This is a genomic window from Paenibacillus sp. SAFN-054, assembly GCF_051966755.1.
Classification (GTDB): Bacteria; Bacillota; Bacilli; order Paenibacillales; family Paenibacillaceae; genus Paenibacillus_AQ.
The window spans coordinates 370829-383961 of the sequence record NZ_JBQCKS010000003.1; the positions used below are offsets into that span (position 1 = coordinate 370829).

The window sequence follows — 13133 nt, forward strand, 5'->3', positions numbered from 1 at the left end:
TTAGAATACTGAGGGTTACTTCGTTTCAATAATTAAAGGCACAAGCTCCTGCTTGTCGACGTCGACCAAGCCGAGGTCGGTGATTTTCGCTCGCGGGATGACCGGAAGCGTGACGACGATCATACGGTGGATCGGATTCTTGCCCGGCATGATCTCCGTTTGGATCGTGTCGATGAACTGCCTGATCTTCGGCGCGAGGCTTTCGCCTTCCTCGAGACTCATAATGCCGGCGAGCGGAAGCGGCAAGAACGCGATGACCTTGCCGTCCTTCACGGCAATCATGCCGCCGTTGCGTTTGCGAAGCTCGTTCGCCGCGATAACCATGTCCGCGGTGTCCACGCCGAGCACGGCCAGGTGATGGCTGTCATGGGCGACCGTGGTGGCCACGGCTCCTTGGATGACGCCGAAGCCGGCGAGCAGCCCGAGCGCCTTGTTGTCATTCAGCCCGTGGCGGTGCCAGACGGCGACGCGGTTGAGCGGGCCTTTGTGGCCTTCGTACGCTTCGGGAACCAGCTGACCATCCTTCACGGGAAGGACCGTTTCGATAAATCCGGTAGGAACGCCAGGCGCAAAATCGTACTCGATCACGCGGACCCGGGCTTCGGAAGCGTGCGGATCTTCTAAGGCAAGCCGCAGGTCGTCTTCGTGAATCTCAGGCAGATGCACGGTTTGCAGGTATGCCGCAGGCGGCTCCAGATGCTGCTGGCGCTCGATAAGGACGCCGTCTTTGACGATATGCTTGCCTCCGATCAAGACATCGGATACCTTCATGGTCTCGAGTCCGTCGACAAGGACGATATCCGCGAGTCTTCCGGGCGCAAGCGCGCCGATATCCTTGCGGTTCAGGCGGTTCGCCGCGTTCAGCGTCGCGTAGCGGATTGCGTCCACGGCAGGAATGCCCTCCTGAATGGCACGAACCACGACATGGTTGATATGACCCCGTTCCATCAGGTCGGAAGCCAGCACGTCATCCGTGCAGAGCGTAACGTTCGGCAGATACCCTTTGCCGACGATGGCTTTGGCTACTTCAGCCATGTTCAGGGAGAAGGAGCTTTCGCGGATATCGACGATCATGCCGGCACGCAGCTTCGCGATCGCTTCCTCCATCGTGCGGCACTCATGGTCGGAATCGGGGCCGGCCACCAGATAGGCGGACAGCTCCCGTCCGACGACGGTCGGGGCGTGACCCTGCGGGATTTTGCCTGCGCGCTCGTTGGCTTCGAGAATGCCCATCATGCGCGGGTCTCCGTGAATGACGCCGTGGTAATTCATGACTTCCGCCACGCCGTCGATGCCTTCCCATGTCAGCATGCGTTCAATGGTTTCAGGCGTAAAATCTGCGCCGGCCGTTTCCACCGCCGGGGCGGAAGGCACGCAGGAAGGAGCCAAGGTCATGACGCGCAGGTCCAGCAGGCGGCTGGCATCGACCATATAGCGCACGCCTTCCTCGCCGAGGATATTTCCGATCTCATGCGGATCGGTGACGATCAAGGTCGTGCCGTGGGGCAGGACCACTTCCGCATAATGGGCGGGCGTCAGCATGCTGCTCTCAATATGCAGGTGTGTATCAATCAGGCCTGGAATGGCGTATTGGCCTTGGCCGTCCATTTCACTCACCGCTTCGAGCCGGGTCTCGCCCGGCTCCGTGACATGCACGATGGTGCCGTCCACGATGCCGATCGCAGCCGGATAAATTTCTCCCGTAAAGACGTTGACGAGACGGATGTTGTTCACAGCCAAATCTAATGGATGATCGCCGCGGGCGGCTGCTATAAGTTTGCGGTTCATGCTGTCAGATCTCCTTTTTAGAGGTAGTTCAAAAAGTCCAATTTTGATAAGAAAACCAATCGAGGACAATCAAAGATGAGCGACCGCGCTTCAAAGGTAGGTTTTCTTGCGATACCGGATTTCATCAGCGTGGCTAGATCACGAAAAAATTCTATATCTAACACGAAGTAAAACTGGGAAGATGATTCGGCATCGAATCTTGAATTCAGCCGGGCCTATGCAGATGCTTGCGAAGTATGTTTCCTTTGGAAACATTTCCAGTACTCACGTACCCACTACAGGCGGATGCTTACGAAGTCGTTTTCTTCGAAAACGTGTAGCTCCGCTCCTCAGTCCCTATCTTCATTCAAGTTAAGTGTTTTGAAAAAACACACATCGGAAGCGTAAATCTTGGTGCTGAAAACCGACCTTTTTGAACACGCATTTGTATCAGTTTATTTCAACCAGAGGTAATAGACAAGCGGGATGCAAAGGATCCAGAGCCCGATATGGATGTCACGGAATTTGCCCATGAATACCTTGATCACAACATAAGACAGAATGCCGAATACGATTCCGTTCGCCAAGCTGAACGTAAGTCCTGCGGCAATGACGGTCAGAAGCGCCGGAAGGGACTCTTCCCAAGCTTCCATATCGATATTCTTCAGAGTGGCGAGCATGGACAGGCCAATCACGATCAGGGCAGGTGCCGTCGCGGCGCTCGGGATGAGCAGGATGAGCGGTGTGATAAACAGGGCAAGCAGGAACACAAGGCCCGTCGTCACTGCGGTCAATCCCGTACGTCCGCCGGCTTCGACGCCGCTGGCGGATTCAATATAGGTCGTAATGGTCGTCTGTCCCATCAGCGCACCGCCCAGCGTCGCGACGCCATCGACGAGGAAGGGACGCTTAATGTCGGGCAGGTTGCCGTCTTTGTCGAGCAGGTTCGCCTTTGCGCCGACACCGAGTACGGTGCCCATGGTCGAGAAGAATTCTCCCGTAAAGAATGTGAACAGGAGCGGGAAAAATGCCAGCTGCAGCGCGCCCGGGATGTCCGCTTTGAACATAATGGAGGCCGGGCTTGGCGGCAGGGAGAACAGGTCTCCGAAGGAATGTGGAAGCTTCGTGATGCCCATCGGAATGCCGATCACCGTCGTGATCAGGATCCCGATGAATACAGCGGCTTTCAGCTTGCGGGCCATGAGGCCGATGATGATGACGAGACCGATCACGGACAAGAGGACGGTGGAAGAGTGGAGACTGCCCAGCGTCAACGTGCCGGTTTTGTTCTGGACGATCAGCCCGGCGTTGGAGAAGCCGGTGCCGATGATGAAGAGGCCGACGGCTGCGCTGATGGCGTTTTTAATATTTTTCGGAATAATTCGCGATATCGTTTCACGCAGTCCAAGGAACGTCAGAAGCAGGAAAAGCACGCCGGAAATAAAAATCATTCCGAGGCCCTGCTGCCAGGTTGCAATTCCCGCTGCTACGATGCTGTAGGCAAAAAATGCGTTTCCGCCCATGCCGGGGGCCACGGCGAAAGGCCGCTTGGCATAGAGTCCCATAATAATGCTGAACAGACCGGATGCAAGCAGTACGGTGACCATGACGGCGCCCTGGTCCATGCCTGCGGCTTTCATCAGATCGGGCTGCACCACGATAATGTAAGCCATCGTAACGAAGGTGGTAAGACCTGCGATAATCTCTGTCTTGATATTCGTCTTGTGCTGGCTGAGCTTGAAGAAACGATCCAACCAAGATGCATTCGTGTTATTCATGATTGCAAGAAACTCCTTTTCGTGTTGTATATGCGTTCATGTGCCATGTAACTATAACATGGTCTTTTTGGAGCGTCAAAGTAAAATACGAACTTTGTTTAAATTATTAGACAAAAATGTTCGTGTTTATGGATCGGCGATTAAGCGTAGACCTAGGGCTGCAAAGGCCTGGATTACCCGTGGAAATTTTGCGCGGGCAGTGATAAGGTGTATTACAGCAGCGAGGTTTGCGCATGAAATCTGGCATGCCAGAAAAAGATTGGAGACAGGCAGATATGCAGACGACAGAACAACTTATCCAGTGGTTAGGCGGCTTTGGGTCAGATTCGGACGGCGGGGTGACACGCCTTTTATATACGCCTTCCTGGAGGGAGGCGCAGGAAGCCTTGGCCGCCAAGATGGAGTCGCTCGGGCTTCAGGCTTATTTCGACGATGCGGGCAACCTGTGCGGACGACTGCAGGGGGTGGAAGAGGATTGTTCGTGTATTTTGACGGGCTCCCATGTCGACACGGTGAAGCGCGGGGGCAAGTATGACGGAGCCTACGGCATCGTGGCCGGCATCGCGGCGCTGACGCGCCTGCGTGAGGTCTACGGGCAACCGAAGAAGACAATCGAAGTCGTTGCCTTCTGCGAGGAGGAGGGGAGCCGGTTCCCGTACAACTACTGGGGCTCGACCTACATGACGGGAACGGCCGGATACGGGGAGATTGAGCATGCCCGGGACGGTCAGGGGGTTTCTTTCATGACAGCCATGAAGGACGCCGGCTTTGGACCGGGTACGCAGGGAAGAGGCCCGCGCAAGGATATTGATACCTTTATCGAGCTGCACGTGGAGCAGGGGGCGATTCTGGAGCAGGAGCGGAAGGCGATCGGCATCGTTGAGCAGATCGTGGGCCTGCAGCGGTACACCGTGCATGTTCAAGGGGAGGCCAACCATGCGGGGACGACGCCGATGGCCTACCGTAAGGATGCCATGCGGACCGCCAGCGAGATGGTGGCAGCCATTATGGACCAAACGGAGCAGATCGGTGCGCCGCTGGTTGCAACGGTCGGCCAGATGGATCTTGCGCCGGGCACGCCTAACGTTATCCCTGGCGATGTACGTTTCACGATCGACATCCGCCATCCCGACGGGACGGCTCTGGACGCGGCATGCCGGCAACTGATGGAGATGGTCCGCCGGATTGCGGAGCGCAGAGGGCTTGAAGCTTCCGTGGAGCGTTGGATGAATGCGGCGCCAATCGCCATGGATAAGGGGCTGACGGATGCCATCGAGGACATTTGCATTCAGCAGGGGTTGTCCTGCCGCCGGATGCCGAGCGGGGCGGGGCATGATGCGCAGATCTTTGCACCATACTGCCGCACGGCGATGGTATTCGTTCCGAGCCGCGGGGGCATCAGCCATTCGCCGCTGGAATATACCGCGCCCGGGCAGCTTGAGGACGGCGTTCGCGTGCTGACGGAATTGCTGCATCGCCTCGCGTACTGAGAACAAAAAGATATGAACATAGAAACAGGCCCGTGGGATGTTCCCCCGGGCCTGTGTTCCGCTTGGAGTGCAGCTATTCGCCGAGCTGCAGGTTTCTTTCGATCAGCGTCAGCCGCTGCTGAACGCAGGCGTAGGAGCGGAGCGGATCCTGCGGCGTATTCAGGACATAATCGAGCAGCTGCGCCACCGTTGTCGTCGCGACGTGTACTCTCGTGTCCGAGGATGCGTAATAGATATACACCTCTCCGTTATCCAGGGCAACCGCGCCGTTGCAGAAGACGACGTTCGAGACGTCGCCGACGCGTTCCTCGCCTTCGGGCGCAATGAAGTGTCCGCCCGGGGCGTGAGTGACACGGTATGGCTCGTTCAGATCGGAGAGGAAGGCGTAAAGGACGTAGCGCAGCCCGGCCGCGGTGTTGCGGACGCCGTGGGCAATATGAAGCCAGCCCTTGTCGGTCTTGATCGGAGCCGGTCCCTGTCCGTTCTTCACTTCCTTGATCGTATGGTAGTACCGCTCGTCGATGATGATCTCGTGGTCGATCACCGCCTGTTCGATGGATGCGGACAATCCCCATCCGATTCCGCCGCCGGAGCCGGTGTCGATGAATCCGTCCTGCGGACGGGTATAGAAGGCATACTTGCCGTCGACGAATTCCGGATGGAGAACCACGTTGCGCTGCTGCGGCGATCCGGTCCGCAGATCGGCCAGCCGCTCCCAATGGACAAGATCCTTCGTCCGTGCGATTCCGCACTGCGCGGTCGCGCTGGACAGGTCGCCGCGGGGAGCGTCCGGATCCTTGCGCTCGGTACAGAAGAGGCCGTATATGAAGCCGTCCTCATGCTGCACGAGCCGCATGTCATACACGTTCACGTCCGGATCCTCCGTTTCGGGCATCACGACGGGGCGATCCCAGAATCGGAAGCCGTCGATGCCGTTGTCGCTTTCCGCCACGGCGAAGAAGGATTTGCGGTCTACGCCCTCCACGCGGGCCATCAGATAGAACTTGCCGTCAAGGGCGATGGCGCCCGGGTTGAATATGCCGTTCACGCCGATCCGCTCCATGAAGTAAGGGTTGGTTTCCGCGGAATAATCGTATTTCCAGATCAGCGGCGCGTGGTCCGCGGTCAATACCGGATGAAGATACCTGTCATAAATGCCGTTGCCGTGAGGCGCCTTCCGGTTGGGCCGCGTAATAAGGGCTTCGTACGCCTCCGTCAATTGACGCTTGCGTTCTGCAAATATAGGATTCATGGTTATTTCTCCTCCGATTCGAATGATTGCTGCGGCAGCCGCTCCAGCATTTCCATGCAGGCCCGCCCGTTGTGATAGGGACACTTCCAGGCGCTTACCTTGGGCTCATCCCGGTTTGGCCGCCCTTCCCGGTCCGCATTCCAGAACCATTCCCCGTGTTCATGGTCGATAATGCTTCTCTCTATAAATTGCCAGGAACGGAGGGAGGCGTCGCGGAACTTCCTATCGCCGGTCATCTGATAGGCGTTGTAGAAGCCGACCATCGCTTCCGCCTGCGGCCACCAATCCTTGCGGTCATCGACGATCCCGCCGGCGTCCGCTTCGTTCACCATGCCTCCGTCCGGGTCGACGCCTTCCTTCAGCGCGTGCTCCGCCATGGCGATAGCCGTATGCTTGACCCGCTCCAGCAGCGCGGCATCTCCCAGGACTTCCGCGGCTTCGACGAGAAGCCAGCTGCCCTCAATGTCATGGCCATAGGAGATATGACCGGATTTGGATCTCCATGCTTCATCGAAGAACAACAGGAAGCGGCTTTGATCGGGATGGACGATATGGCTCAGCGTCACTTCGATCAATTCGGCAAGCTGGTGCTTCAGCCGCTCTTCAGGCCATACGCGGAGCAGATTGGTGTAAGCCTCCAACACATGCAGGTGGGTATTCATCGATTTCTTCTCGTTCAAATCCTTATCGCTCAGGCTGAAATCGCCGGTCTGCAGCCATTCCCTGGAGAGGGCTTCGACATATCCCTTATGTACGGGATCATAGCTGTGCTCCTCCAACATACCGAAAAGGGAGACGGCAAGCTCCAAGGCTTCCTCCTGCTGCGTCGCGCGGTAATATTCGGATAATGCATATATGGCGAAGGCCTGCCCGTATACCTGTTTCTTGTCATTCGATACGGTGCCATCCGCATGCAGCATCCAGTACAGCCCGCCGTATTCCTGATCCACGAAGTGACGAAGGATGTACGCATAGGCGCGCTTGGCCGTTACGAGGTACGAATCGTCCCCGTGAAGCCGGTAGGCCGCGGCGAAGGTCCATAAAATACGCGTATTCAGCACAAGGCTTTTGTCTGCATCCGGGATGACGCTAAGATCGGTCGTGATTACCCCGAAAAAGCCTCCATGGTTGTCGTCCGGCGCATGCTTCATCCAGAAGCCGAGGATGTTCCCCTGCAGTTCATCATTCAGCCGGGTCCTCCATGCATCCATCCGTTCCGAAACGTTGTCCATCATGTATGGTCTCCTTCCGGCAGCTTGGTTTTCGCGATGTAATATTCACGAATGACGCGTTCGGCCTTTTTGGCATAAGGGCAGTAATCATCGTTGTTCGCGGCCTCCTCCGGTGCATAGAGCGCAGCCGGCCAATCCCAGAGCATAAAGCCGCCAACCCAGCTTCGCTGCTCGCAGCTTCGGAACATTTCGGCATAGTATTCGGCCTGCTCATCTTCGTTCGGTCCCCCCGCTAGTCCCCAGTCGTTCGGGATGTGGCTTGAACCGGTGCGGCTGGGGCAGCCAGCTTCCATGAAGAAGAAGGGCTTGCCGTGCCGGGTAACAACGGGCTCGATCCGGGCCAGCTGCTCCTCCCAGGTACCGGCAGGATAATATCCGCTCGACGAAATGATATCCACCGTATCCCACCACTTGACCTCATTTTCCTGGTATTTATCGCAGTTATACGTAATCAGCCCGGAGTACACCTCGCGAACCTCGCGGATAAGCTGACGCCACTCCTGTTCCCGGCGGTCCGTCTGCACCATCTCACAGCCGATGCACAGCATTTCGCAGCCGGTTTCTTCGGCGATGGCAGCGTAATGAAGCATGAAACGGGTATAGGACGCAAACCATTCGGACCATTTGGGCTCGCATGGCACGTCGATATCGAAAAAGTTGATATGGGCGCGCCATGTGCCGTCGGCACAGTTCACGACCGGTTTGAGGCAGACGCGGAGGCCAAGCGACTTGGCCTCCCGTATGGCCCAAGTTACTTCTTCGTCCGTTACGGTAGGCTCATTTCCATAATGAATCTCCGTCGACTGCGCCGTATCCTGAAGGGCACCCAGCGCAATGGCGGTCCAGTTTACGCCGAGTGCATCCTTCATCTTCCGCATGGATTGCTCCGCCTCCGGCGTGTCCCAGGTTCCGCGAACGCCGGTCCAGCCCCAGGTCATTCCGGCGACGTAACCGGGCAGCAGTTTGGTTTGCATGTAAAACACCTCTTTCAGATTATTTAGTTAGATAAAATTATTGTTTGTTATCATAACAACTTATCCATTTTATAATATGAATTTGAGAATATTGCAACCTATAAATTTTATAGACCGTTCAAGAATCGTTATTACCGTGAATAACGATATTTTTAACAGAAAATCGCCGTTATTGGGGTCTGTCTATCAGGTTAGATCGTTTTACTAATTTTAGTTAGCATTTTGTTATAAATGACAATTCAAGACTATAAATAAAAATACAAACCATTTTTTAACGGATTTATATCCTCTATAATCTAACTTGTAAACGCTAACAATTAAAGAAATGAGGGGAAAACAGATGAGAAAAATATTTTCGTTATCATTAATTATGTGCTTGATGATAACAGCGTTGGCTGCGTGCGGCGGCAAAGACAATGCTACGACAAGCAGCGGCGGGGCCGAAACGGCCGGATCGGACAAAAAGACGGAAACGACGGATACCGGAAGTGCCAAGGGCGACGGACCGAGCGGGAAGCTGGTCTTTCTCACCAACCGGACGGATATGATCGGCAAGCAGTACGACGACTATAAAAAACGCTTTGAAGAAAAGTACCCGGACGTCGATCTGCAGTTTGAGGCCATTACCGACTACGACAAAAACGTAAAAATCCGCATTTCCTCCGGCGAATATCCGGATGTGGTGTTTATCCCGACCATTCCGAACGCGGACCTTCCCAAATACTTTGAACCGCTCGACGATATTTCGTTCTCGGGTGATCTGTACTTCAAGGATGCAAAGGTACAGGATGGCAAAATGTACGGCATCTCCTCCGGTGCTTCGACGGTCGGCATCGTATATAACAAGAAGGCTTTTGAAAAAGCTGGAATCACGGAAATTCCGAAGACGTATGACGAGTTTCTGGCCATCTGCGAGAAGCTGAAAAGCGCAGGCATCATCCCGCTTGCTTCCAACTTTAAGGACAAATGGCCGCTCGACACGTGGGTGTACGACGTGCCTTCCATTATCAGCGGCAAGACGGATCACGAAATGAAGCGTGCCGAAACGGACACCCCGTATACCATGGATAACGAATACGGCAAATCGTGGAGCATTCTGAGAGAGCTGCAGCAAAAGGGCTATCTGGAAAAAGACGTGAACTCGACGAACTGGGAGCAGTCCAAAAAGGATATCGCCCAAGGCAATATGGCGATGTATCTCCTTGGCAACTGGGTCATCAACCAAGTTATCGAGAACGGTGCCCCTTCGGAGGATGTCGGCTTCTTCCCGTTCCCTGCGGACAACTCCGGGCAGTATAAAGCTCCTTTGAATCCGGATTTCTTCTATGCCGTCAACAAGAACGGCAACGTGAAGGCGGCGAAGGCGTTCGTGCAGTGGATGATGGAGGAGTCGGGTTACGAGGACTTCGCCGGCTTTATCCCTGTCCTGAAGAATAAAGAACCGAAACTTGCACAGTTGGCGGAATTCAACAGCTATAAACCGCAATTCCTGGAGGCTGTCTTTGGAGACGACACGGCAACGGCGATCCAAAACAAGGCTCAGATCGACCAGCAGTCGATGGTGCAGGAGTTTGTGTTAAGCAAAGATCCGCAGAAGGTGCTTGATAAATACGACGCGGCATGGGCAAAAGCGAAGAAGGCTTTAGGAAAATAAGAAGGCTATAAACCCGTAAAGTGAATGTTCAAGAGAGAAGGAAGATTTGATCGCCTGGTGCGATGACGGAACAAGCCGCAGCCGCTTCCCGAGGAGACTTTCGGAAGCGGCGCGGCTGGTCTGCTTGGTTTGCCCGGGCGATTGCCATTTATGTGGGAGGAAGGGATATTATGCTCAGCCATCTTTCGTTTCGCAAGCAGAAGACGGTCATCATCATCCTGTTTACCGTTTTGCCCCTGCTGCTGCTGCTTACCTTTGCGTACTATCCGGCTGTTGAGCTCGTTCGATTAAGCTTTACCAACTGGGATGGACTAAGCCCGGACAAACAATGGATTGGATGGGATAACTACAAGGAGGTCTTTTCCAACTCGGAGATCTTCGGCGTATTCAAGCATAACCTTGCGTATTTTGTGGTAGGAATTGTCCAAAATGTGCTTGCCATCTATTTTGCCATTTTGCTGAACAGCAAGCTGAGGGGCAAATTGTTCTTCCGCCTGCTGCTGTTCCTGCCTTATATTCTGAATGGCGTGGCTGTAGCTTATCTGTTCGGCTACGTGTTCGACACGACGCAGGGCTCGCTGAATACGGTGCTTGGCTTTTTTGGCCTTCCGTCCGGAACCAGCTGGCTCGGCAGCGAATCCTTCGTCAACTATACGCTGGCCTCCATCGGCCTTTGGCGTTTTATGGGCTTTAATATGGTGATATACCTGGCGGCATTGCAGGCGATCCCTAGGGATATTTATGAGGCCGCGGCCATTGACGGCGCGAGCGGCTGGCAGGCCTTTACGCGGATCACGCTGCCCAATATTTATCAGATCATCGAGCTAAACCTGTTCCTGACGGTAACCGGAGCGCTCGAAGTGTTTGATATCCCGTTCGTTCTGACCCACGGCGGACCTGCGGGGGCGAGCGAAACCTTTGTGATGAAAATTCTTGAGACAGCATTCCAGTTCAATAACTACGGCCTGGCTTCGGCCATGAGTGTTGTCTTGTTGTTTATTGTTATCATTGTGCTGGGCATTCAGCGTTATTTCTTGAACAGGGGGAGGGATTAAGTCATGGTGACTCACAAAAGCGGCGCTCACGCAGTCGTTCAGACGCTTAAATATCTTTCGTTAATCATTGCGGTTTTCGTTATTCTGTTTCCTCCCTATATCATTATTGTGAACTCGTTCAAGACGAAAGAGGAATTCCTGGCGAATCCCACCTTATCGCTGCCGAATAATTTCCTGAACTTCAGCAACTTTATCGAGGCGTTCAAGCAGGCGGATATGGGGCTTGCCTTCGGGAATACCCTCATCATTATCGCATTGACGCTCGTGCTGAATATTTTTCTGGGTTCGGCGTTTTGCTATGCGGTGGGCCGGTTTGAGTTTCGGGGGAAGGGGCTGCTCGTGGGCCTGTTTCTGTTCGCAACCATCATTCCGCAGATCACAACCCAGGTCGTCAACTTCAAAACGATTCAAGGCATCGGCCTGACGAACAATCTGATGGGCCCTGTGCTGCTGTACATCGGAGCCGACATCATGCAGATTTACATTTATCTTCAATTCATTCGGAACATTCCCGGCGAGCTGGACGAAAGCGCGATGCTGGAGGGAGCGTCCCTGTTCCGGATTTACCGCTCGATTATTTTTCCGCTGCTCGCGCCAGCCACAGCAACAATCATTATCTTGAAGACGATCGCCATCTATAATGATATGTTCACACCATATCTGTATCTCCCAAGACAGGAGCATGTTGTCGTCTCCACCTCGCTGATGCGCTTCTTCGGTGTGAACAGCGGGGACTGGCAAATGGTCTCGTCCGCGATTATGATTATCATGATCCCGACGGCGATTTTGTACCTGTTCCTGCAGCGGTATATCTTTGCCGGGGTGACGAGCGGCGCCGTGAAGTAGGCAGAGCTGAGGCGGAAACCACTCCGGTTCTCCGATGATATTGCCCGCACATCATGCGTTAGGCCGGGCGGACGCTCTCCGCCCGGGTGCAGGTGAGAGAACAGCGGAAGGGGTGAAGAGTCTATGAATATCATGATCGTGGATGACGAGGAAGTCATCCGGCTGGGCCTGGAGAAAATCATGTCCAGGATGGATTTGGATATAAAGGTTGTCGGCTCCTATGGCAATGGGCTCGAGGCGCTGAACCAGCTCCTGAAAACCGAACCCGGTGAAGTGGACTGCCTCATTACGGATATTAAAATGCCGATGATGGACGGGCTCCGGCTGATTGAACACGTGAGGGAAAAGATGGAGCGGATCACGATCATCGTGCTGAGCGGATTCAGTGAGTTCGAATACGCGCGTCAGGCGCTTCGTTTCGGCGTCATTGATTATTTGCTGAAGCCGATCGATAAAATGCAGCTTTACGAGCTGCTCAAGCGTTTAAACCACAAAATCTCGAACGAACCGGATGAAGCCCCGCCTCCGGAGGCGCCGGAGCATAGCGGCAACGGGCTTGAATATGAGGCAGGAGAGCATTACGTGGTAGATCAGATCAAGAGCTATCTGGACAAGGAGTACGACAAGAACTTCGAGCTGGAGCGCCTTGCCGAGAATACCGGCATGAGTCCGAGCTATATCAGCCGCCTGTTCAAGACGAAAACCGGCCATACCATTACCGATTATCTGATCGAGGTGCGGATCGAAAAGGCGAAGCAGTTTCTGATTGACCATCCCGATCTCAAAAATTATCAGATATCGCAGCTGGTCGGCTACAGCGACCCGGTGTATTTCAACAAGCTGTTCAAACGGATGGTCCAGATGACGCCGAAGGATTACAAGAAGAACGGCAGACGGTGAAGAGGCGGCTGAGGCTGCCTTTTTTGCATGCCTGCCGGGGCTTGATAACCGGTACACTTTAGGCTGCCTTGGCGTAGGCTTGGTACAAACCAGGTTCTCCATGCATGTCATTTTAGGGGGAGCCCCTCCAGGGGGGGCGTGGTCATTTGGAGGTTGATGCAAAGAACCCGCGGCGTCTGCATGTG

The 13133-nt window shown here is 54.6% G+C and carries 10 protein-coding genes; 5 read left to right on the forward strand and 5 right to left on the reverse strand.

Annotated features, from left to right (window positions below):
- Nucleotides 1–15 precede the first annotated feature (15 nt).
- On the reverse strand, nucleotides 16–1788 hold the full coding sequence (locus tag ACTHPM_RS17560; RefSeq protein ID WP_440396465.1) for an adenine deaminase: 1773 nt from the start codon (nucleotides 1786–1788) through the stop codon (nucleotides 16–18).
- Nucleotides 1789–2222: 434 nt separating this feature from the next.
- On the reverse strand, nucleotides 2223–3545 hold the full coding sequence (locus ACTHPM_RS17565; RefSeq protein WP_440396464.1) for an NCS2 family permease: 1323 nt from the start codon (nucleotides 3543–3545) through the stop codon (nucleotides 2223–2225).
- Between the two features lie 275 nt (nucleotides 3546–3820).
- Between ACTHPM_RS17565 and allC the strand changes: the two genes are divergently transcribed.
- Nucleotides 3821–5035, forward strand: a complete 1215-nt coding sequence (gene allC / locus ACTHPM_RS17570; RefSeq protein ID WP_440396463.1) for an allantoate deiminase — start codon at nucleotides 3821–3823, stop codon at nucleotides 5033–5035.
- A gap of 73 nt (nucleotides 5036–5108) precedes the next feature.
- On the opposite strand, the gene ACTHPM_RS17575 is transcribed toward allC, so the two are convergent.
- From ACTHPM_RS17575 to ACTHPM_RS17585, 3 genes are read right to left on the reverse strand one after another with little or no spacing between them, the layout of a single operon-like run.
- Complete coding sequence (locus ACTHPM_RS17575) at nucleotides 5109–6287, reverse strand: glycoside hydrolase family 130 protein (protein WP_440396462.1); 1179 nt, start codon at nucleotides 6285–6287, stop codon at nucleotides 5109–5111.
- Nucleotides 6288–6289: 2 nt separating this feature from the next.
- Nucleotides 6290–7522, reverse strand: a complete 1233-nt coding sequence (locus ACTHPM_RS17580) for an AGE family epimerase/isomerase (RefSeq protein WP_440396461.1) — start codon at nucleotides 7520–7522, stop codon at nucleotides 6290–6292.
- On the reverse strand, nucleotides 7519–8493 hold the full coding sequence (locus ACTHPM_RS17585) for a glycoside hydrolase family 113 (RefSeq protein WP_440396460.1): 975 nt from the start codon (nucleotides 8491–8493) through the stop codon (nucleotides 7519–7521). Before ACTHPM_RS17585 ends, ACTHPM_RS17580 begins: the two co-directional genes overlap by 4 nt.
- Nucleotides 8494–8872: 379 nt before the next feature.
- On the opposite strand from ACTHPM_RS17585, the gene ACTHPM_RS17590 reads away from it, so the two are divergent.
- From ACTHPM_RS17590 to ACTHPM_RS17605, 4 genes are all read left to right on the forward strand, one after another.
- Nucleotides 8873–10147 (forward strand): ABC transporter substrate-binding protein, encoded by a 1275-nt coding sequence (locus tag ACTHPM_RS17590; RefSeq protein ID WP_440421619.1) that lies wholly within the window; start codon nucleotides 8873–8875, stop codon nucleotides 10145–10147.
- 170 nt (nucleotides 10148–10317) lie between these two features.
- Nucleotides 10318–11202, forward strand: a complete 885-nt coding sequence (locus ACTHPM_RS17595; RefSeq protein ID WP_440396812.1) for a carbohydrate ABC transporter permease — start codon at nucleotides 10318–10320, stop codon at nucleotides 11200–11202.
- 3 nt (nucleotides 11203–11205) lie between these two features.
- Nucleotides 11206–12048: a carbohydrate ABC transporter permease gene (locus ACTHPM_RS17600; protein WP_440396458.1), complete on the forward strand. Its 843-nt coding sequence runs from the start codon at nucleotides 11206–11208 to the stop codon at nucleotides 12046–12048.
- Nucleotides 12049–12171: 123 nt separating this feature from the next.
- Nucleotides 12172–12948: a response regulator transcription factor gene (locus ACTHPM_RS17605; RefSeq protein WP_440396457.1), complete on the forward strand. Its 777-nt coding sequence runs from the start codon at nucleotides 12172–12174 to the stop codon at nucleotides 12946–12948.
- Nucleotides 12949–13133 lie beyond the last annotated feature (185 nt).

Excerpts from the sequence above, each read along its gene's own strand:
- ACTHPM_RS17605 (WP_440396457.1), top strand. The coding sequence starts at position 12,172 with ATGAATATCATGATCGTGGATGACGAGGAAGTCATCCGGCTGGGCCTG.
- ACTHPM_RS17565 (WP_440396464.1), bottom strand. The coding sequence starts at position 3,545 with ATGAATAACACGAATGCATCTTGGTTGGATCGTTTCTTCAAGCTCAGC.
- ACTHPM_RS17590 (WP_440421619.1), top strand. The coding sequence starts at position 8,873 with ATGATAACAGCGTTGGCTGCGTGCGGCGGCAAAGACAATGCTACGACA.
- ACTHPM_RS17575 (WP_440396462.1), bottom strand. The coding sequence starts at position 6,287 with ATGAATCCTATATTTGCAGAACGCAAGCGTCAATTGACGGAGGCGTAC.
- allC (WP_440396463.1), top strand. The coding sequence starts at position 3,821 with ATGCAGACGACAGAACAACTTATCCAGTGGTTAGGCGGCTTTGGGTCA.
- ACTHPM_RS17560 (WP_440396465.1), bottom strand. The coding sequence starts at position 1,788 with ATGAACCGCAAACTTATAGCAGCCGCCCGCGGCGATCATCCATTAGAT.
- ACTHPM_RS17595 (WP_440396812.1), top strand. The coding sequence starts at position 10,318 with ATGCTCAGCCATCTTTCGTTTCGCAAGCAGAAGACGGTCATCATCATC.
- ACTHPM_RS17600 (WP_440396458.1), top strand. The coding sequence starts at position 11,206 with ATGGTGACTCACAAAAGCGGCGCTCACGCAGTCGTTCAGACGCTTAAA.
- ACTHPM_RS17585 (WP_440396460.1), bottom strand. The coding sequence starts at position 8,493 with ATGCAAACCAAACTGCTGCCCGGTTACGTCGCCGGAATGACCTGGGGC.
- ACTHPM_RS17580 (WP_440396461.1), bottom strand. The coding sequence starts at position 7,522 with ATGATGGACAACGTTTCGGAACGGATGGATGCATGGAGGACCCGGCTG.